Below are 20,222 nucleotides of genomic sequence, written 5' to 3'. Positions count from 1 at the left end.
GTTGCCCCCGCCCGGAGTTGGGCGGGGGCACTTTCAAGCTGTTCAGGAGGCCGGGCACTCCTTCCACGCGATGTGGTAGATCGTGCTGAGTTCACCGTCCGTCGAGTCCATCGTCATGAAGCTGGACTTCGCGGGGTCCGAGGTGCCCGCGTCGAGGCGCAGTTCGGTGTTGATGTTGAAGTTGCGCTTCACGCCGCAGGGCGCCCAGACGAGCTGCGCCCAGTCCGTGGTGTCGGTGGCCTGCCAGTTGTCGTTGTACGAACCCTTGAATTCATGGCTGATCGAGGCCGTGTTCGGCGAGCCCTGGAAGTAGTACGAGGCCTTCTCCGTGCCCTTGGCGCCGGGCTGGAGCGAGGCGTAGCCACGGTAGTCGGCGCTGGCGATCGCGTAGGTGAAGCCCTGCGGGACATGCACGACGAGGTTGAGCTGACAGTTCTTGCGGAACGCGGTGGGATCCGCGCCCGCGCCCACCTTGGCGAGGTAGTCGCTGTAGGTGACCGTGAAGGCCGTGTTGTCCTCGGAGACGGCGACGGCCGCGGTGCCGAGGGGGCAGCCCGAACCATTCACCGTGGCCACCTCGATCACGATCTTGTCCGGGGGCGCCTCGATGGTCGCGGTCGTGTCCTGTGCGGGGAGCGTCGAGCCGAACAGCGCCGCGATGGCGCCGCTCAGCAGCAGTGCACCAGCCATGGTTCTCCATTCCAATGCGAAGGAGGGGGGTTGGAGAAGTTCCTGTGGTGCGTGGAGCGAATTGCGTGAGCGAGGGGATCGTATGGACCAATGAGGTCGGGGGCCAGAGCGATGTCCGGCCATTCGGCGGCGACAACTGATCGCGTCTTGACGGGTATACGTCACGCGGAATCTCTGGTAGGAAACCTTCCTAACAGTACGCGGAAGAACCCAAGAGCCATCAGGTCGACGCCCATGAGCCGTCGGGTCTACGCCCATGAGCCATCGGGTCGACGACGAACTCCCCCACCTTGGAGGCCCCGTGCCCACCCCCCACCGCAGCCCCGCGCCGCCCCGCATACACACCTCACGCCGCACCTTGCTCGCCTTCGTGGGCGCCGCGCTCGTCGCGGGCCCGGTCATCGCCTCCCAGACGGCAGGCGCGTCCCCCACCCCCAAGGCGGGCGGGCTCGACGATCCGGCGAAGAAGGAGATCGCCATGAAGATCGTGTGCAGCGCGGAGAACTCCGACCTCAACTGGAAGGAGTACTACCGCTACTGCGAGGACATCGGCGACGGCCGCGGCTACACCGCCGGGATCATCGGCTTCTGCTCGGGCACCGGCGACATGCTGGACCTCGTCGAGCTCTACACCCAGCGCAAGCCGGACAACATCCTCGCCAAGTACCTCCCCGCGCTGCGGGAGGTGGACGGCACCGACTCCCACGAGGGCCTCGACCCCACGTACAAGCCGGACTGGGAGAAGGCTGCCGAGGACCCCGAGTTCCAGAAGGCGCAGAACGACGAGCGTGACCGCGTCTACTTCAACCCGGCCGTCAAGCAGGGCAAGGCGGACGGCATCGGTGTCCTCGGGCAGTTCGCGTACTACGACGCGATCGTCATGCACGGCGACGGCGGCGACAGCACCAGCTTCCGCAACATCCGCAAGCGCGCGCTGCGTTCGGCGAAGCCGCCGGCCCATGGCGGTGACGAGGTGCGGTACCTCAACGCCTTCCTGGACGCGCGGGTCTGGGCGATGAAGCAGGAGGAGGCGCACGAGGACACGAGCCGCGTCGACACGGCTCAGCGGGTGTTCCTGAAGAAGGGCAACCTGAACCTGGACACGCCGCTGGAGTGGAAGGTGTACGGGGACCCGTACCGCATCGGCTGAGGTGTCCGCGTCGGCGCGGGGTGCCGGCGGCACCGGCACCCCGCGCTGATGTAGCAGCGCTTACGAGATGCGTGAAGAAAACATCGCTGGTGCTGAACGGTGCCGCCGTCTGATCCTTGCTGAATGATCGGAATGAACGCGGTACTCGGCGTCGCAGTGGTGTCTCTGGGCATGGTGCTCACGCCGGGCCCCAACATGATGTACCTCGTCTCGCGGAGCATCACCCAGGGCAGGCGCGCCGGAGCGATCTCCCTGGCCGGGGTCGCGGTCGGCTTCATCGTCTACCTGACGGCAGCCAATCTGGGCCTGTCCCTGGTCTTCCTCGCCGTCCCCCAGCTGTACGTGGCGGTGAAGCTGGCGGGGGCGGCGTACCTGGCGTGGCTGGCCTGGAAGGCGTTGAAGCCGGGCGGCGTATCGGCCTTCTCCCACCAGGAGTTGACCCCCGACTCGCCCCGTCGACTGTTCGCCATGGGGGTACTGACGAACCTCCTGAACCCGAAGGTCGCCATCATGTACGTGTCACTGATACCCCAGTTCATCGCCCCGGAGTCCGGCCACACCTTGCTGCAGGGCTTCGTGCTGGGCGGCATCCAGATCTCCATCAGCCTGGGGGTGAACCTCGCCATCGTCATGGCGGCGGGCACCATCGCGGTATTCCTGGCCCGCCGCCCGACCTGGCTGCGGGTCCAGCGGTACGTGATGGGGACGGTGCTCGGCGCACTGGCTGTCCGCCTGGCAACGGACCGCGCCCCGGCGACGGCAACCTGAGGCTCTGGGGGGGAACGGGGCGAGGCTTCGCTGGGCCTGTGGCTTTGCTTGGTACCGGGGCCGCCCGGTTGTCCTGAGGTTGGCGGTTCCGGGCCGGGTGTAAAGGGCGCTCCGCTGCGCTACGCGTCGGCTGCGCCGATTCCGCTTCGCTCCACCCTTGACACCCGCCCCTCCACCGCGCGAGGGAAGACGACCGGACGGCCCGAGGGGCGGGACTCTCGACCACTGCCGTGGGGTCCTCGGGTCTGACTGCCGGGTGCGGACTTGTTCGTCGGGGGTGGCCGCCAGGTGGCCGGGGCGCGCGGCCGCTCCGGGAAGGGGTGCCGGTCTCGTCAAGCGACTGCCGACCGGATCTTCCGGGGTGACCGCCCGGGGATGGGGTGCGCAGCCGCCCCCGGGGAGGGCACCGGTCTCGTCAAGCGGCTGTCGACTGGTTCGTCGCAGGGCACCGTCACGTGCCGGGGTGCGCGGCCTCCCCGGGGAGGGGCGCCGGTCTCGTCAAGCGGCTGCCGACTGGTGGTTCTTCTGGGGTGACCGTCCGGGGATGGGGTGCGCAGCCGCCCCCGGGGAGGGGCGCCGGTCTCGTCAAGCGGCTGCCGACCGGTGGTTGTTCCGGCGTGGCCGCCCGGGCGGGGGTGCGTGAGCGCCGGTGTCGGCAGTCCATGTCGACGAGAGGCGTCTGACCATCAGCGGCCGGGCGTTGCGCAGGGCGGTTCGCCGGTGGCTCGTAGAGCGGAATTGCAAGAAAGTCGCACGATGGTGGGCGTGGGGGGCGGTGTTGGTGAGACTTTTCTGCATCCGGGCTCGCGGGGCACCTACTTTGGCAAAGTTGCGTTCCGGCAGAAGGGGGGCGCACGTGTTTCGCAATGCGCCTTCTCGGAATTAGGTGCCGGACCCCCCGGCCCCCTCGGAGCCCGACGCTCCCCAACCGCCCGCCGGGCATAGGCGCGCCAGTCCCCAAGCCCCCTCCCGCCAGCTCCAACACCACCATCCGCCCATCTCCTCACACCGCACCCTCATCCCCCACACCCGGGACTGGTCGGCGAAAGACCCCAGCGCTCCCGCTCCCGCTGCGGCTGCGGCTGCGGCTGCGGCTGCGGCTGCATGACGGGACACGCTCTTCCTGCCGACCACGCACGACGGGCCGGTCGACAGCCGCTTGACGAGACCGGCACCCACCCCCGGAGCGACCGCGCACCCCTACCACCTGCCGACCACCCCCGACGAACCAGTCGCCAGCCGCTTGACGAGACCGGCACCCCTCCCCCGAGCGACCGCGCACCCTCTGCCACCTGGCGGCCACCCCCGACAAACCAGTCCGCACCCGGCAGGAATGCGGAATGGGCAGACGGCAGTGGTCGAGAGTCCCGCCCCTCGGGCCGTCCGGTCGTCTTCCCTCGCGCGGTGGAGGGACGGGTGTCAAGGGTGAAGCGAAGCGGAATCGGCGAAGCCGACGCGACCGAAGGGAGCGCCCTTTACACCCGGCCCGGAACCGCCAACCTCAGGACAACCGGGCGGCCCCGGTACCAACACCACCACCGGCCCAGCAAAGCCCCCGCGCCGCAGGCCGACCGAAGCTCCGTCCGGAGAAGAGGAACTTCCGAGGTGCGGGACCTCACCGGCCCCGCCGCCCCCGGCAGCGGGGCGCAGTGACCGTCGCCGCCAGCACCGCAGCGATCCCGCCGAGGACCATCACCACGGTGGTGGACGCCGCGTCCACCACCGCGCCTCCCGCCAGCGCGCCGAACGCGAACGTCGCCTGGAACGAGGACGTGAACAGCACGGATGCCGCCTCGGGCGCACCCGGCGCCGCCGTCACGAACCACCTCTGGGAGCAGACCGGGACCGCCCCGTACGCGACGCCCCAGACCAGGAGCAGCACCAGCGCGCCGGCACTCCCCGTACCCAGCACGGGCAGCAACAGCGTCGCAGTGGCGAGCAGACACGCGGCCACCGTGAACGTGACGCGCAGCTCGCGTCTCACCCACGCGCCCGCGAGGAAGTTGCCGAGGATCCCCGCGGCGCCGTAGGCGAGCAGGAAGGCGGTGATCGTCCGCGGGCCCACGTGGGTCACGTCCGCCAGGAACGGCGTGACGTATGTGTACGTGCCGAAGTGAGCCGTCACGATGAGGAAGGTTGCGACGAGGCCGACCCTGACGCGGGGCCTGCCGAGCAGGTCGCGGAGAACAGTCAGCCGGGTGACTTGCTCCGGCGGCAGGGACGGCACGGACACCACTAGCGCGGCGAGTACGGTCAGGGTCAGGACGCCCATCGCCACGAACGCCGTGCGCCAGCCGACGAGTTGGCCCAGCAGCGTCCCCGCCGGTACCCCGAGCACCGAGCCCAGCGGGACGGCCGAGAAGATCACGGCGGTCGCCCGCCCCGCCTGCGCCTCGGGGACCAGGCGGGCCGCGAGCCCCGCCCCGATGGACCAGAAAGCTCCGATGACGAGTCCCACCAGAACCCGGGAGATCATCATCAGCCAGTAGCCGGGCGCCACCGCGGCGAGGAAGTTCGCGAGAGCCAGCACGAGCATCAGGGCGCAGAGCATGTGCCGCCGGTCGACGCGTCCTGTCGTGACCGTCACGGTCGGTGCGGCGACGGCGGCGAGGATGCCGGGCAGCGTCATCATCAGGCCGGCCGTGCCGTCCGAGATGCCGAAGGTGTCGCCGATGGGGGTCAGTAGTCCGATCGGCAGGATCTCGGTGGTGACGATGGAGAAGATCCCCATCGTCACGGCGATGACGGCCGGCCAGCCGCCCGTCCGTGGGCGGGCGGAGGAGGCGTCGGTGAACAAGGGCGACGTGGCGGGTGCGGGCATGCTGCCGAGTTCAGCAGCGCCGTACGGCCCCGGTCTGGCACGTATTCGACATCAACATGCCGCGGCAAGGGTGCCGTCGGATTCCCGCGCGGCACCCCACCCCCACCACCACCGAGCCCTCGGCGGGCGCGGATGCCGGAACCGGCTCATCCGGCTCGCGCTCGGCCGAACTCGCCTTTGCGCCAAGGTGGTTGAAGACCAGGTTCAGGGCCACCGCGAGCAGGCACCCCGTGGAGATCCCCGATCCAAGGACGATCTGCGCCCACGCCGGGAACGCGTCGTAGAAGCCGTCCGAGAGCGCGGGGGCCAGGCCCGCGCCGAGGGTGACCACCACGATCAGGGCGTTGTCGCCCTGGTGCAGGTCCGCCACGACTTCTTCCGTGTGCGTGACGCCGGAAGTCGGCCCCGTCGCGCGGGAGTTCACGAGGCGCGCGGCGGGACCGACCATCAGTCCGACTGGAAAGTAACTTCCGCGACGCGGGCGGCAGCGGCGGCGGCGTCACGCACGCTACGTCAGTAGGCCCCAGCTGCGGAAGACCCTTCGTGCACCCTCTGTTCAGCGATTTCTCCCCCGGGCTCCATCGGGTTGGTCACGTCGTCGTCCTCACCGCGCTTGCCGATGTGGTTGAAGACCAGGTTCAGGAGCACCGCCGCGACACAGCCCGTGGAGATGCCCGAGTCGAGGATGATGTTCGCGGTCTCCGGGAACGCGTGGTAGAACTCCGGCGCCGCGATCGGGATGAGGCCGACGGCCAGCGAGACGGCCACGATCAGGACGTTGTTGTCGCGCTCCAGGTTCGCCTTGACGAGGGTCTGGATGCCGCTCGCCGCCACCGACCCGAAGAGGACGATGCCCGCGCCGCCGAGCACCGGACGCGGTACGACGGCGATGAGCGAGGCGGCCATCGGGCACAGGCCCATCAGGACCAGGAAGCCGCCGCCCACGGCGACGACGTACCGGCTGCGGATCTTAGTCATCGCGACCAGGCCGATGTTCTGCGCGAACGCACTGCACATGAAGCCGTTGAAGAGCGGGCTGACCGCCGAGCCGAGACAGTCGGCGCGCAGGCCCGCGGCGATGGTCTTCTCGTCGGCGGGACGGTCCACGATCTCGCCGAGGGCCAGCATGTCGGCCGTCGACTCGGTCATCGAGACGACCATGACGACACACAGGGAGACGATCGCCGCCGCCGCGAACTGCGGTGCGCCGAAGTGGAACGGCGTCGGGAAGCCGACGATGTCCGCGTCGCCGACCGGGCTGAAGTCCGTGACGCCGAACGGGATCGCGATGACCGTGCCGACGATGAGGCCGAGGAGCACGGCGATCTGCTTGACGAAGCCGGTGGTGAAGCGGCGCAGGAGCAGGACGATCACGAGGGTGATGCCCGCGAGGCCGAGGTTCTTCATCGAGCCGTAGTCGTCGGCCCCCGGCACGGGCCCCTGCGCCCACCCGAAGGCGACCGGCATGAGCGAGATGCCGATGAGCGTGATGACCGTGCCGGTCACCACCGGCGGGAAGAACCGGACCAGCTTGGAGAAGAAGGGAGCCGCGATGAAGCCTAGGACGCCCGCGACGATCACCGCCCCGAAGATGATCGGGAGCGCGTCGTCCTTGTCCTTGGTCGAGTCGACGACCGCGAGCATGGGGGCGACGCCGGCGAAGGTGACGCCGTTGACGAAGGGCAGGCGAGCGCCGATCTTCCAGATGCCGAGCGTCTGGAGGAAGGTGGCGAGGCCCGCGGTGAAGAGGCAGGCGCCGGTCAGGAAGGTGAGTTCCTTCGCGGAGAGGCCGATCGCCGCGCCCACGATGAGCGGAGGGGCGACGACACCCGCGTACATGGCGGCCACGTGCTGGAGGCCGGTCGTCGCCATCTTGAGCGGGGGGAGCTTCTGGTCGACGGGATGGATCTCTTGTGTCCCTGGTATGGCGCTTTCGCCGTCGACTTCGGATGGGTCTGGGGTGGCGCCTGGAGTAGCGCCGGGGGTAGTGCCTGGGGTGGTGCCTTGCTTGGTGAACCTGGGCTGAGTGGCCACTGTGGCTCCTCCGGTTGTTTTCCAGTACGGGCGGGCTCTCCGCCGGCACATCGCTTCTGGGAGGTGGTGCGTGGTGCAAGGACTTGCTCGGTATGAAGTTGTGGGTGGTGCGCCCAGGTAGTACTGACCGCCCCGGGAACGTGAAGCTTTGGGCCACGTTCCGGGGCGGCACTTGAGCAACCCGCTCGGCTGCTCAAGTCCGGTCAAGGGCCGTCCCCCCTGACCGGAGTTCTTGGGTTCAGGCCTCGGCGGAGATCCGCGCGAGGCGCTGCGCCTCCTCCCGCGCTGAGCGGGCGATGGCGTCCTCGTCGACGTGCAGCAGACGACCGTCTTCGACGATCGGGCGGCCGTTGACGAGGGAGAGTGTGACCGGGGCCGCCGCGCCGAAGACGATGGCGGTCACCGGGTCGGCGATCGAGGAGTGCCCGATGCCGTCGATCTTCCAGAGGACCAGGTCGGCGAGCTTGCCCGGCTCGAGCGACCCGATCTGGCTTGCGCGGCCCAGGACTTGGGCGCCGCCGAACGTGCCGAGGCGCAGGGCCTGACGGGCGTTCAGGGCAGCCTCGCGGTGCGCGCCCAGGCGGTTGATGAGCAGCGCGTTGCGCAGCTCGGTGTGGAGTTCGCCGGACTCGTTGGACGCGGTGCCGTCGACGCCGAGGCCGACCGGGACGCCCGCCTTGAGCATGTCGGGGACGCGGGCGATGCCTGCCGCGAGGCGCGCGTTGGAGGACGGGCAGTGCGCGACGCCCGTGCCCGTACGGGCGAACGCGGCGATGTCGGAGTCGTTCATGTGGACGCAGTGCGCCATCCACACGTCGTCACCGAGCCAGCCGGTCGACTCGAAGTAGTCGGTGGGGCCCATGCCGAACAGTTCCTTGCAGAACTGCTCCTCCTCGACGGTCTCGCTGCCGTGGGTGTGCAGGCGTACGCCCTTGGCGCGCGCCAACTCTGCGCCCTGCTTCATGAGTTCGGTGGAGACCGAGAAGGGGGAGCAGGGGGCGACGGCGATCTGGGTCATCGCGTCGAAGGAGGCGTCGTGGTGCTTGTCGACGGTCTCGGCGGTCGCGGCGAGCGCGCCTTCGAGGGTCTCGACGGCGAAGTCCGGCGGCAGGCCGCCGTCCTTCTCGCTGCGGTCCATGGAGCCGCGGGCGAGGGTGAAGCGGACACCCATGTCGCTCGCCGCGCCGATGATGGCGCCGGACAGGTCACCCGAGTTCTTGGGGAAGACGTAGTGGTGGTCCATCGCGGTGGTGACACCGCCGCGGGCCATCATCCCGAGCGAGCCCTGCGCGGCCGCCTTCACCATCTGCTCGTCGATGCGCGCCCACGTCGGGTAGAGCGCGACGAGCCAGTTGAAGAGGTTGTGGTCGGTGGCCAGGCCACGGGTGATCCACTGGTAGAAGTGGTGGTGGGTGTTGACCAGGCCGGGGGTCACCAGGTGACCGGTCCCGTCCACGCGGCGTACGACGTTGGCCAGGCCCTCGGGGGCCTTTCCCGCGCCGATGGACTCGATCTTGTTGCCCGCGACGACGACGTATCCCGATGCGTACTCGGTGTCGTCGGCGTCGACGGTCGCGATCGCACAGTTCTCGATGACGATGCGCTGCAGGTCTGCCGGTGCTGCCATGGTGCTTCTTCCTTCTCTAGTGAGTGGCGATGTGGGCACGGCATGACCCTAGGAAGATTTGAGTGCCGCGGCCGCGGGGCTGCGGGTGCCGAGATGGTTGAAGAACAGGTTGAGCAGGACCGCGGTCAGCGCTCCCGCACTGATTCCGGAGCCGAGGACGGTCTGCGCCCAGGCCGGGAATTCGGCGTAGAAGGTGGGCGCGGCGAGCGGGATGATGCCCGCTCCGAGCGCGACGGCCACCAGGATGATGTTGGAGCTGTCGTCGAGGCCCGCCTCGGAGAGCGTACGGATGCCGCTCACCGCGATGGACCCGAAGAGGACGATGCCCGCGCCGCCCAGGACCGGCATCGGTACGAGGCTGACGACCGCGCCGAGCATCGGGAAGGCACCGAGCACGATGAGGGCGCCGCCCGCGACGGCCACGACATAGCGGCTGCGGACACGTGTCAGGGAGACGACGCCGACGTTCTGCGCGAAGGCCGATGTGGGGAAGCCGCCGAAGACCGGGCCGACCAGGGTCGCGAGGCCGTCGGTGCGCAGGCCTCGGGTGATGGTCTTTCCGTCGCTCTTGCGGTCGCAGATCTCGCCGAGGGCGAGCATGCCGGCCGACGACTCGGTCATCAGGACGAGCATCACGATGCAGAGCGAGAGGATCGCGGCGGGCTGGAACTCCGGGGCGCCGAAGGCGAACGGCGTCGGGAGCGCCGCCACCGGCGCGGACTTGATGGCGCTGAAGTCGGCCATCCCGAACGGGATCGCGGCGAGCGTTCCGATGAACATGCCCAGGAGCAGGGCGACTTGCTTGAGGAAACCGCGTCCGAACCGCTGGAAGAGCAGGATCACGACGAGCGTGAAGGCGGCGAGCGCGAGGTACTTCATGGCGCCGAAGTCGGCGGCGGTCTTGTCGCCGCCCTGCGCCCAGGTGACGGGCACGGGCATCAGCGTCACGCCGATGAGGGTGATGACGACGCCGGTGACGAGCGGCGGGAAGAAGCGCAGGAGGCGCCCGAAGAAGGGGCCGACCGCGAGGCAGAAGACGCCCGCGACCATCACCGCGCCGTAGATGGCCGGGAGTTGATGACCTTTGGCGCTGTTCTCGGCGATGGCGAGAATGGGTGCGATGCCCGCGGACGAGGCGGCGTTCACGAAGGGGAGCCGGTTGCCGACGAAGCCCTTGACGCCGAGCGTCTGCAGGATCGTGGCGAGTCCGGCGATCAGCAGGCTCGCGGCGATGAGGCGCGTCTGCGCGACCGTGTCCAGGCCGACGGCCTGGCCGATGATCAGCGGCGGAGTGACGACGCCCGCGTACATGGCGGCGATGTGCTGGAGCGCGGCGGGGACCAGCCGCGAGGGGTGAAGCTTCTCGTCCACCGGGTGACAGGCGGCAGTTGACTCGCCGTCAGCTATGTCTGTCTTCGCCGATGGGGTGGAACACGGGCCTTTCGCCGGCCCCTTTGCAGGCTGTGCCATTGCTGCTGTTCCCTCCGGTGTGGCGCGCCCCCGTCCGCTGCGGACGGGCGGGGGCGCGCGTCCCGCGTCAGAGGTTGGTCATGTCGACCGGGATCTTCGGCTGGATCCCGTCCCTGAGAACCGTGGCCTCGATGAGGCCGTAGGGGCGGTCCGCCGCGAAGTAGACCTCGTTGTCGTTCTTGAGACCGAAGGGCTCGAGGTCCACCAGGAAGTGGTGGTTGTTCGGCAGCGAGAAGCGGATCTCGTCGATCTCGCTCCGGCTGTTGATGACGCGCGAACCCATTTGGTAGAGGGTCTGCTGCAGCGAGAGGGAGTACGTCTCGGCGAAGGCCTGCAGGATGTGCTTCTTGGCCTGCTCGTACGACTTCTCCCAGTTGGGCATCCGGTCGGCGTCGCTGGTCCAGTTGTAACGCCAGGCGGCGGAGACGTCGGTGCACAGGATGCGGTCGTACGCCTCCTTCAGCGTCGTGTACTTGTCCTTGACGTAGCCCCAGAACTCCGAGTTGGTGGAGTTCATGACCGTGAGGTCCTTGAGCCCGGAGATGATCTCCCAGTTCTCACCGTCGAAGGTGATCTGCGTGGTGCGCAGCTCCTGGCCCTTGCGGGCGAAGGAGTGGTTGACCTCGTCCGAGCCGATGAACCTGGAGTTGTTGTCCGAGGTCGCGATGCGCTCCCAGGTGTACTCCTGGATGCGGATCCGGGCGACCTTGATCGGCTCCTGCGACGTCACGAAGTGCCGGGCGAGGTGGATGCCGAACTGCTCGGCGGACTCGATGCCGTGCTCCTTGGCGAACGCGTACACCGTGTTCTTGGTGGTGTCCGTCGGCAGGACGTTGGCGTTCGAGCCGGAGTAGTGGACGTCGTCCATGTCGCCGGAGAGCGCGACCGAGACGTTCAGGTCCTTGATGTGGTGGGTGTCGCCGTCCCGCGTGATCTTGACGACGCGGTTCTCTGCTTTGCCGTACTGGTTCTGGCCGAGAATCGTGGGCATGTCTGCTAGCTCCCTCGGTAAACGGAGTAGCCGAACGGGTTGAGCAGCAGCGGTACGTGATAGTGCTCGCCCGGATTGACGGCGAAAGTGATCGCCACCTCCGGGAAGAACGCACCGCTGTCCCTTACGCGGGGGGCGTCCTGCTGCGCCTCGGCTTGCTTCTTTGAGAAGTAGGTCTCGACCTCGAAGTCGAGACGTACGTGGGTAGTGCCTTCCGGCAGCGCCGGGAGGTCCTTGCAGCGCCCGTCCGCGTCGGTCGCGGACCCGCCGAGTGCCACCCAATCGGCGTCACGGCCACTGCGGGCCGTGAGCGAGATGGCGACGCCCTCGGCGGGGCGTCCGACGCTGGTGTCCAGGATGTGCGTGGACACCGAGGCGGTGGTGTCAGTGCTCATCAGTCCTTGTCCTCTTCTGCTGTTTCCACGAGACGGGTCAGGCGGATTCGGTTGATCTTCCCGAGTTCGGTGCGCACGGTCTCGCGCTCCTGCTCGGCGGTGTTGCCGATCCGGGTCTTCACCGCATCGCGCATCTGCTCACCGGTCGCGCCGGTGGCGCAGATCAGAAAGACATGACCGAACTTCTCCTGGTAGGCCAGGTTCAGTTCGAGCATCTCGGCCTTGAGCTCTTCGGAGGCCCCCGCCATGCCGCGCTGTTCGCGTGACGACGTGGGGTCCCCGGGCTTCGGGCGGCCGATCGGCGGGTGCCCGGCCATCGCCTCGGCCAGATCCTCGGCGGTCAGCTCGGCCATGGCGGCGTCACTGGCGGCGAAGAGGGCTTCGACGGTGGGGAAAGGGCGCTGGGAGAGCAGTTTGCTTCCCCAGGCCGATGAGGCGCAGGCCTCGTGGAGGGCGGCGGTGGCCGCACTCTCCGGCAAGGCGTTGAACCGGGCAAGGCCCGGCGTCGAGCTCGAAGTCACGGGTGCCTCCGTGGCCATAGGGCCTTGTGCTGGACGGGCTGCGGATAGCTAACGCCAGGCGAAACACCACGTCAACACTTTGTTGAAAACTTCGAGTAACAAAGGCCACCGTCCGGTTAACGGACGATGACCTTCCACACCGCTCTGACCTGGGATGTCAGGTGGAGCGGTTGAGATAGTTATAGACGGTGAAGCGCGATACGCCGAGCGCGCCGGCCACCGTCTCCACCCCGTGCCGCACGGCGAAGGCGCCTCGCGCCTCGAGTATCCGTACGACCTCCTGCTTGGCCTTGCGGTCAAGATCCGACAGGGGCATCCCGCGCTTGCGCTCCAGGGCCACCAGGATGTGGTCGAGGGAGTCCGCGAGCTGCGGCAGGCGTACGGCGAGCACGTCCTCGCCCTCCCAGGCGAGGACGACGTCGTCGGCGCCCGCCTGGTCGGGGGCCACGATCTCGCCGCCCATGGCGTCCACGAGCGGCTTGACGGCGGCCACGAAGGGGCCGTGGTCGCCTCTGGAACCGGTCATTCGATGGCCTCCCCCGACTCTCCGAGCACGTTCACCTGGAGCGAGACGCGCGTCGCGCCCGCCTCCAGGGCCTTGCGCAGCAGTGCGTCGACGGCGGTCAGGACCTCGTCGGCACCGCCTTCCGCGGTGTTGCCGAAGGGGCCGACGTCCACGGCGTCGAGCTCGGCCCCCTGGATGACGTCACGGGCCACCACCGCATGGGCGGGCGCCTCGTCAAGGTCGAAGGGTTCGGTCGTGAACTCCACTCTCAATCGCACGCGCACAACCTACTGCCGCGTGGTGATTTTCCGGCAGCCCCCTCTTGACAAGGGCGGATCCTCGACGGCAATCTTCCATCAGACAGAAATTAACTTCCGCAATACGGAAGGAGCGCGGAAGCCCCATGGGATACTCCGACCAGCGCTTCAATGTGAACCTGTCGATCCTCTTCACGGAACTCCCGCTCCTGGAGCGCCCCGCGGCTGCCGCCGCGGCGGGCTTCACGGCGGTCGAGCTGTGGTGGCCCTGGGTCGACGCCCCCACCCCCGAGCAGTCCGAGCTCGACGCCCTCCGGGCAGCGATCACGGACGCCGGCGTACAACTGGTGGGCCTGAACTTCTACGCCGGGCAGCTGCCGGGGCCTGACCGCGGCGCCCTGTCGATCCCGGGCGAGGAGAGCGAGAAGTTCCGCGCGAACCTCTCGGTGGCGGCGGACTTCGCCGAGTCCCTCGGCTGCAAGGCGCTGAACGCGCTGTACGGCAACCGGGTGGACGGGGTCCTCCCCGCCGTCCAGGACGAACTCGCCCTGGAGAACCTGGCGTTGGCGGCCCGCGAGGCCGACCGCGTGGGTGCGGTGCTGCTGATCGAGGCCCTGAACAAGCCGGAGTCGCCGCGCTGCCCGATCGTCAGTGCGGACGCGGCGATCGCCGTGGTGGACAAGGTGAATTCCGCTACCGGGCTCGGTAACGCGAAGTTCCTCATGGACCTGTACCACCTGTCCATGAACGGTGAGGACCTGCCTGCCGTCATCGATCGGTACGTCGCTCAGACCGCGCACGTGCAGATTGCCGACAACCCTGGCCGTGGGGCCCCGGGCACGGGGTCGCTCCCGCTGGAGGAGCTGCTGGATCAGCTCCGCAAGGCCGGTTACGAGGGGTACGTCGGGCTGGAGTACAAGGCAGGCGACCGTCCTAGCTCCGAGGCCTTCGGCTGGCTGCCCGGCTCGGACTAGGCCACCGCTTCGCGGCGGATCTTTCCCGCCCACCCACCCGATTACCCCGTAGCTAGAAAGGCTCCATCATGAGCAACCTTCCCAAGATCGCGTGGATCGGACTCGGCATCATGGGCTCCCCCATGTCCGAGAACCTGATCAAGGCTGGTTACTCCGTCACCGGCTTCACCCTTGAGCAGGACAAGCTGGACCGTCTCGCGGCCGCGGGCGGCACCGTCGCCAAGTCGATCGCCGAGGCCGTCAAGGACGCCGATGTCGTGATCACGATGGTGCCCGCCTCTCCGCAGGTCGAGGCCATCGCGTACGGCGAGAACGGCATCCTGGAGAACGCGAAGTCGGGCGCGCTGATCGTCGACATGTCGTCGATCACCCCGCAGACCTCCGTGGACCTGGCCAAGGCCGCCAAGGACAAGGGCATCCGCGTCCTGGACGCCCCCGTCTCGGGTGGCGAGGCCGGTGCCATCGAGGCCGTGCTCTCCATCATGGTCGGCGGCGAGAAGGCCGACTTCGACGAGGCCAAGCCGATCCTGGACGCCCTCGGCAAGACCATCGTGCTGTGCGGTCCGCACGGCTCGGGTCAGACCGTGAAGGCCGCCAACCAGCTCATCGTCGCCGTGAACATCCAGGCGTGCGCCGAGGCCGTTGTCTTCCTCGAGAAGTCCGGGGTGGACCTGACCGCCGCCCTGGACGTCCTGAACGGGGGGCTTGCGGGCTCGACCGTCCTGACCCGCAAGAAGGACAACTTCCTCAAGCGCGACTTCAAGCCCGGTTTCCGGATCGACCTGCACCACAAGGACATGGGCATCGTCACCGACGCCGCCCGCAATGTCGGTGCCTCGCTCCCGGTCGGCGCCGTGGTGGCCCAGCTCGTCGCCTCACTGCGCACGCAGGGTGACGGCGGCCTCGACCACTCCGCGCTGCTTCGCGGCGTGGAGCGCCTCTCGGGCGCCGAGCTCTAAGAAGCCCTCAGAGGCTTCAAGAGCTCCCTCAACTTCCGGGTCGCGGTGGCGCTGACACCTGTCCTGTCGCGCCCAGGCGTCACCGCGGCCCGGAACTCAAGCCACATCACAAGTCGCATCACAAGCAAGCGAACAAGCCACACCCAAAACTTCAACAAACTGTTGACGTAGCTGTTCAGGCGTACTTACGCTCACGTCACCTCAGCAGTTTCAGTAGTCCGTACGGAAGGTCAACCCCGCCACCATGTCGAAGCGTGTGCTCACGACCGAGTCCGGCGCCCCCGTCGCCGACAACCAGAACTCAGCCACCGCCGGCGTCGGTGGCCCGCTTCTCCTCCAGGACCAGCACCTCCTCGAGAAGCTCGCCCGCTTCAACCGCGAGCGCATCCCGGAGCGTGTCGTGCACGCCCGTGGTTCCGGTGCGTACGGCTACTTCGAGGTGACCGACGACGTCACCGCGTACACCTCGGCCGACTTCCTGAACACCGTCGGCAAGCGCACCGAGACGTTCCTGCGCTTCTCCACGGTGGCCGACAGCCTCGGCGGCGCGGACGCGGTCCGTGACCCGCGCGGCTTCGCGCTGAAGTTCTACACCGAAGAGGGGAACTACGACCTCGTCGGCAACAACACCCCGGTGTTCTTCATCAAGGACCCGATCAAGTTCCCCGACTTCATCCACTCCCAGAAGCGCGACCCCTTCACGGGCAAGCAGGAGCCGGACAACGTCTGGGACTTCTGGGCGCACGCCCCCGAGGCGACGCACCAGGTGACGTGGCTGATGGGTGACCGCGGCATCCCCGCATCGTACCGCCACATGAACGGCTACGGCTCGCACACCTACCAGTGGACGAACGAGGCGGGCGAGGCCTTCTTCGTGAAGTACCACTTCAAGACGAACCAGGGCGTACGCAGCCTCTCCGCCGAGCAGGGCGCCGAGCTCGCGGGCAAGGACGCCAACTCGCACCAGACGGACCTCCTCCAGGCCATCGAGCGCGGCGTGAACCCGTCCTGGACGCTGCACGTGCAGATCATGCCGGCGGCGGACGCGGCGGACTACCGCTTCAACCCCTTCGACCTGACGAAGGTGTGGCCGCACAGCGACTACCCGCTGCAGCGCGTGGGCCGCCTGGTCCTGGACCGCAACCCCGACAACGTCTTCGCCGAGGTCGAGCAGGCCGCCTTCTCCCCGAACAACTTCGTTCCGGGCATCGGCCCCTCGCCCGACAAGATGCTGCAGGGCCGCCTGTTCGCCTACGCGGACGCGCACCGCTACCGCCTGGGCGTCAACCACACGCTGCTCGCGGTGAACGCGCCCAAGGCCGTCAACGGGGGCAAGGCCGACAACTACGGCCGTGACGGCCTGATGGCGTCCAACGCGTACGGCCGTGACCGCAAGAACTACGAGCCCAACTCGTACGACGGCCCGGCCGAGACCGGTCAGCCGCTCTCCGCCCCGCTGGCGATCAATGGCCACACGGGCACGCACGAGGCCCCGCTCCACACCAAGGACGACCACTTCTTCCAGGCGGGCGAGCTGTACCGCCTGATGTCGGCCGAGGAGCAGGCCCGCCTGGTGGCGAACATCGCGGGCGGCCTCTCGCAGGTCACCCGTGACGACGTCATCGAGAAGAACCTCGCCCACTTCCACGCCGCAGACGCCGATTACGGCAAGCGCGTGGAGGAGGCTGTCCGCGCCCTGCGCGAGGACTAGAACTCCCCAGCTGCGCCGGAGGATTGACGGGAGGTCAGTTCTCCGGTGCTGTGCCCGCGCCATCACGGACCCGGATGAGGGGTGGTCCCGTGGTGAACCGGGCCGGACGAGGACCGCGGCGGCTCTGCGAGCCAGTGCGGTGGTAAAGGTCAGGCGGCTCCCTTCTCGACCTGAGGGAGGGGAACCCCGCCGGTCCATTCGCAGCCGCCGCGGTCCCAGCCGTTCTCTGGCCCCTGGGCCTTGGATCGATATGACTCCGTCCGGCAGCGCGTATGCATGTTCCGCCAGTCGCGCGCGGTCGGACGGCTACAACCAGAGCGCCGAGTACGGACGGTCCCGTACTCGGCGCTCTTTCGCGTGCGCGGCTTTGGCGGTCTCTGGGTCCTCTTACTTCTGCGGCTGAGTGGGGGCTGGTCGCGCAGTTCCCCGCGCCCCTGACGGGGCGCTCTAGCCCCCGTCAGGGGCGCGGGGAACTGCGCGACCAGCCACGACGCACCCGCGGGGGCAGACCGGCCTCAGCGCACCCTCTCGCCCGAAGCCAGCTTCGCCACCATCCGCTCCAGGCGGGCGGCTCGCGTGGCGGGGGTCTTCGCCGTCATCAGCCTGTGCAGCGCAGCCCGGCTCACGCATGCGTCCCTCGGCGGTCAGCTCCTCGACCCGGTCGATGTTCACCTTCGACCACAGACTGCGCGCGCCACGGCGAGTGATCCTCACCCCTTCTTGGCGAGCTTCACCCAGATTCCGGGCGAGGCGGCGTGGTGCTCGTTCAGCCAGGCCGCGAGGCGGGCGGCATCCACGAACGTCATGACCTGAAGGCCGTCCAACGAGTCCATGCGCACACGCTAAAGGGGCGGCCCACCCCCCACGGGTGGACCGCCCCTTCAGGCTTGGTGTCAGACCTTGAGCGGCCGGATGGCCGTCGGTGCGTGGCCCGGCTCCGTGGCGATCTCCTCGAACTCCTTGACCGCGCTGATGTCGGCCGTGGGGCTCATGGAGATGTTCGTGATGCGCTCCAGGATGGCCTCGACGACGACCGGGACCTGGTGCTCCTGGGCGAGCTTCTTGGCCTGCTCGAAGGCCGCGCCGAGCTCGTTCGGGTCGGTGACCCGGATCGCCTTGCAGCCCAGGCCCTCGGCGACCTTGACGTGGTCGACGCCGTAGACGCCCAGCTCCGGGCTGTTCTGGTTCTCGAATTCCAGGTTGACCTGGAAGTTGATCTCCAGGCCGATCTGGGCCTGGCGGATCAGGCCGAGGTAGGCGTTGTTGACCAGGACGTGGACGTACGGGATGCGGTGCTGCGCACCGACCGCCAGCTCCTCGATCATGAACTGGAAGTCGTAGTCACCGGACAGGGCGACGACCGGGGTCTCAGGGTCCGCGGTGGCGACGCCGAGCGCGGCCGGGATCGTCCAGCCGAGGGGGCCCGCCTGGCCGCAGTTGATCCAGTGGCGCGGCTTGTAGACGTGCAGCATCTGGGCGCCCGCGATCTGCGAGAGGCCGATGGTGGTGACGTACCGCGTCTCCGGGCCGAAGGCCTTGTTCATCTCCTCGTAGACGCGCTGCGGCTTCATGGGGATGTTGTCGAAGTGCGTGCGGCGCTGGAGGGTTTCCTTGCGCTCCAGGTGCGATGCGACCCACTCGGAGCGGTCGGGGAGCTTGCCCGCGGCCTTGAGCTCCTTGGCCACCTCGACGAAGAGTTCGAGGGCGACCTTGGCATCGGAGGCGATTCCGTAGTCCGGCGCGAAGATCTTGCCGATCTGGGTCGGCTCGATGTCGACGTGGACGAACTTGCGGCCCTGGGTGTACACGTCCAGCTTGTAGCCGGTGTGACGGTTGGCCCAGCGGTTGCCGATGCCGAGAACGAAGTCCGACTCCAGGAACGTGGCGTTGCCGTAGCGGTGGCCGGTCTGCTGGCCGACCATGCCCGCGTTCAGGTCGTGGTCGTCGGGGATCGTGCCCCAGCCCATCAGGGTCGGGACGACCGGGGTGTTGGTGATCTCGGCGAACTCGACCAGGAGGTCGGAGGCGTCGGCGTTGATGATGCCGCCGCCGGCGACGATCAGCGGACGCTCGGACTCGACCAGGAAGGTGATCGCCTTCTCGATCTGGGCGCGGGTCGCGGACGGCTTGTAGACCGGCAGCGGCTCGTACGTCTCCGGGTCGAACTCGATCTCCGTCTGCTGGACGTCGATGGGCAGGTCGATGAGGACCGGGCCCGGACGGCCGGAGCGCATCAGGTGGAACGCCTGCTGGAAGACGCCGGGGACCTGCGCGGCCTCCAGGACCGTGACGGCCATCTTCGTGACCGGCTTGGCGATCGACGCGATGTCGACGGCCTGGAAGTCCTCCTTGTGGAGCAGGTGCGTCGGCGCCTGGCCCGTGATGCAGAGGATCGGGATCGAGTCACCGATCGCGGAGTACAGACCGGTGATCATGTCGGTGCCCGCCGGGCCCGACGTACCGATGCAGACGCCGATGTTGCCGGGGTTGGCGCGGGTGTATCCCTCGGCCATGTGCGAGGCGCCCTCGACATGCCGGGCGAGCGTGTGGTCGATGCCACCGCCCTGCTGAAGCGCCTTGTAGAACGGGTTGATCGCCGCGCCGGGCACACCGAACGCGTTGGTGACGCCCTCGCGCTTGAGGATCTCGACTGCCGCGCGGACAGCGGTCATACGGGCCATGGGGTTCTCCTGCTTCGACAACAGCTTCGACAGCTTCATCAGCTATTCGGCTGACGGATACGGCTGGCGGATCCGGCTCCCGTCGCGCCCCGCGGCGAGCTTCTGTTTCCGCATTATGGAAAGTATGTTCTGCTATATGGAAGCAATGTAGGGGGGTGCGGTGGAGACCGTCAAGGGATGTCCGGGAACCGGGCTGCCCGAACGGCGCGTCCCAGTCGATGGATTCGGGCCACACCATCGGGGGGTCGAGCGTGGCCGCATCACCGCAACGTTTTGGCTGCTGGACGACCGGACCGCTCCTCGGGCAGGGAGCCATGGGCAGAGTCCATGTCGCGCACGACGGGGCGGGCCGCACGGTCGCCCTCAAGGTCGTGCACCGCTTTCTCGCCGGGGACGAGGAGTTCCGGGTCCGCTTCGCACGCGAGGTGGCCGCCCTCGGCGCGGGCCGCAGGCCCTGGACCGCGGCGCTCGTGGACGCGGACACCGCCGCCGCCGTGCCCTGGCTCGCCACGGAGTACGTTCCGGGGCCGACGCTCGCCGCGCGGGTGCGCGACGGCGGCGGTCCCCTCCAGGTGTCCGAGTTACGTTCCCTCGCCGGCGCCCTTGCGGGAGCGCTCAGCACCATCCACCGGGCGGGCCTCGTCCACCGTGACCTCAAGCCGTCCAAC

Annotated in this window: 20 protein-coding genes; 6 read left to right on the top strand and 14 right to left on the bottom strand. The window is 68.5% G+C overall.

The genetic code is table 11. From position 1 onward, the window contains the following. Positions 1-42: 42 nt before the first annotated feature. Positions 43-690 carry a DUF4360 domain-containing protein gene (locus ABD378_RS15675; RefSeq protein ID WP_344521508.1) on the bottom strand — a complete coding sequence of 216 codons (648 nt, stop codon included), beginning with the start codon at positions 688-690 and terminating at the stop codon, positions 43-45. Positions 691-991: 301 nt separating this feature from the next. On the opposite strand from ABD378_RS15675, the gene ABD378_RS15670 reads away from it, so the two are divergent. Together ABD378_RS15670 and ABD378_RS15665 are read left to right on the top strand one after the other, a co-directional pair. Next, the gene (locus tag ABD378_RS15670; protein ID WP_344521507.1) at positions 992-1,840 is read left to right on the top strand and encodes a chitosanase; all 849 of its coding nucleotides are present in this window, start codon (positions 992-994) and stop codon (positions 1,838-1,840) included. 123 nt (positions 1,841-1,963) lie between these two features. Further along, positions 1,964-2,608, top strand: coding sequence for a LysE family translocator (locus ABD378_RS15665; RefSeq protein WP_344521506.1), 645 nt, complete (start codon positions 1,964-1,966; stop codon positions 2,606-2,608). 1,615 nt (positions 2,609-4,223) lie between these two features. Here the strand turns inward: ABD378_RS15665 and ABD378_RS15660 are convergent. The 10 genes from ABD378_RS15660 to ABD378_RS15615 form a co-directional block, all read right to left on the bottom strand. Then, positions 4,224-5,429 carry an MFS transporter gene (locus ABD378_RS15660; protein WP_344521505.1) on the bottom strand — a complete coding sequence of 402 codons (1,206 nt, stop codon included), beginning with the start codon at positions 5,427-5,429 and terminating at the stop codon, positions 4,224-4,226. A 10-nt stretch (positions 5,430-5,439) separates the two neighbouring features. Next, entirely contained in the window at positions 5,440-5,877 is a 438-nt protein-coding gene (locus tag ABD378_RS15655; protein WP_344521504.1) for a hypothetical protein, read from the bottom strand. Positions 5,878-5,942: 65 nt separating this feature from the next. Next, positions 5,943-7,301, bottom strand: a complete 1,359-nt coding sequence (locus ABD378_RS15650) for a nucleobase:cation symporter-2 family protein (protein ID WP_344521503.1) — start codon at positions 7,299-7,301, stop codon at positions 5,943-5,945. 400 nt (positions 7,302-7,701) lie between these two features. Then, positions 7,702-9,090 carry an 8-oxoguanine deaminase gene (locus tag ABD378_RS15645; protein ID WP_344521502.1) on the bottom strand — a complete coding sequence of 463 codons (1,389 nt, stop codon included), beginning with the start codon at positions 9,088-9,090 and terminating at the stop codon, positions 7,702-7,704. Positions 9,091-9,138: 48 nt separating this feature from the next. Continuing rightward, positions 9,139-10,560: a nucleobase:cation symporter-2 family protein gene (locus ABD378_RS15640; RefSeq protein ID WP_344521501.1), complete on the bottom strand. Its 1,422-nt coding sequence runs from the start codon at positions 10,558-10,560 to the stop codon at positions 9,139-9,141. 67 nt (positions 10,561-10,627) lie between these two features. Continuing rightward, positions 10,628-11,551 carry a factor-independent urate hydroxylase gene (gene pucL / locus ABD378_RS15635; protein WP_344521500.1) on the bottom strand — a complete coding sequence of 308 codons (924 nt, stop codon included), beginning with the start codon at positions 11,549-11,551 and terminating at the stop codon, positions 10,628-10,630. Between the two features lie 5 nt (positions 11,552-11,556). Continuing rightward, entirely contained in the window at positions 11,557-11,946 is a 390-nt protein-coding gene (gene uraH / locus ABD378_RS15630; protein WP_344521499.1) for a hydroxyisourate hydrolase, read from the bottom strand. Then, positions 11,946-12,467: a 2-oxo-4-hydroxy-4-carboxy-5-ureidoimidazoline decarboxylase gene (gene uraD / locus ABD378_RS15625; RefSeq protein WP_344521498.1), complete on the bottom strand. Its 522-nt coding sequence runs from the start codon at positions 12,465-12,467 to the stop codon at positions 11,946-11,948. The genes uraH and uraD overlap by 1 nt, the downstream gene beginning before the upstream one ends. A 157-nt stretch (positions 12,468-12,624) precedes the next feature. Beyond that, positions 12,625-12,993: a helix-turn-helix domain-containing protein gene (locus tag ABD378_RS15620; protein WP_344521497.1), complete on the bottom strand. Its 369-nt coding sequence runs from the start codon at positions 12,991-12,993 to the stop codon at positions 12,625-12,627. Continuing rightward, the gene (locus tag ABD378_RS15615) at positions 12,990-13,250 is read right to left on the bottom strand and encodes a YkoF family thiamine-binding protein (RefSeq protein WP_249586930.1); all 261 of its coding nucleotides are present in this window, start codon (positions 13,248-13,250) and stop codon (positions 12,990-12,992) included. The genes ABD378_RS15620 and ABD378_RS15615 overlap by 4 nt, the downstream gene beginning before the upstream one ends. A gap of 125 nt (positions 13,251-13,375) precedes the next feature. On the opposite strand from ABD378_RS15615, the gene ABD378_RS15610 reads away from it, so the two are divergent. The 3 genes from ABD378_RS15610 to ABD378_RS15600 all read left to right on the top strand — a co-directional run bounded on the left by ABD378_RS15610 (position 13,376) and on the right by ABD378_RS15600 (position 16,873). Next, positions 13,376-14,203, top strand: coding sequence for a TIM barrel protein (locus tag ABD378_RS15610; RefSeq protein ID WP_344521496.1), 828 nt, complete (start codon positions 13,376-13,378; stop codon positions 14,201-14,203). A gap of 68 nt (positions 14,204-14,271) precedes the next feature. Beyond that, complete coding sequence (locus ABD378_RS15605) at positions 14,272-15,162, top strand: 2-hydroxy-3-oxopropionate reductase (protein WP_344521495.1); 891 nt, start codon at positions 14,272-14,274, stop codon at positions 15,160-15,162. A 244-nt stretch (positions 15,163-15,406) separates the two neighbouring features. Further along, positions 15,407-16,873, top strand: a complete 1,467-nt coding sequence (locus ABD378_RS15600; RefSeq protein WP_344521494.1) for a catalase — start codon at positions 15,407-15,409, stop codon at positions 16,871-16,873. Between the two features lie 515 nt (positions 16,874-17,388). Here the strand turns inward: ABD378_RS15600 and ABD378_RS15595 are convergent. The 3 genes from ABD378_RS15595 to gcl all read right to left on the bottom strand — a co-directional run bounded on the left by ABD378_RS15595 (position 17,389) and on the right by gcl (position 19,545). Next, complete coding sequence (locus ABD378_RS15595) at positions 17,389-17,499, bottom strand: YdeI/OmpD-associated family protein (RefSeq protein ID WP_344521493.1); 111 nt, start codon at positions 17,497-17,499, stop codon at positions 17,389-17,391. Between the two features lie 84 nt (positions 17,500-17,583). Continuing rightward, positions 17,584-17,706, bottom strand: coding sequence for a hypothetical protein (locus ABD378_RS15590; RefSeq protein WP_344521492.1), 123 nt, complete (start codon positions 17,704-17,706; stop codon positions 17,584-17,586). A gap of 60 nt (positions 17,707-17,766) precedes the next feature. Then, on the bottom strand, positions 17,767-19,545 hold the full coding sequence (gcl, locus tag ABD378_RS15585) for a glyoxylate carboligase (protein ID WP_344521527.1): 1,779 nt from the start codon (positions 19,543-19,545) through the stop codon (positions 17,767-17,769). 227 nt (positions 19,546-19,772) lie between these two features. Here gcl and ABD378_RS15580 point away from each other — a divergent pair. Further along, the coding region (locus ABD378_RS15580) for a protein kinase domain-containing protein (RefSeq protein WP_425583848.1) at positions 19,773-20,222 on the top strand (450 nt) is incomplete at its 3' end.

The sequence above is a fragment of the Streptomyces rectiviolaceus genome, assembly GCF_039533825.1.
In the GTDB taxonomy this organism is placed as follows: domain Bacteria; phylum Actinomycetota; class Actinomycetes; order Streptomycetales; family Streptomycetaceae; genus Streptomyces; species Streptomyces rectiviolaceus.
The sequence above is the reverse complement of the archived record's forward strand: the minus strand, read 5'-3'. Positions and strand labels throughout refer to the sequence as shown.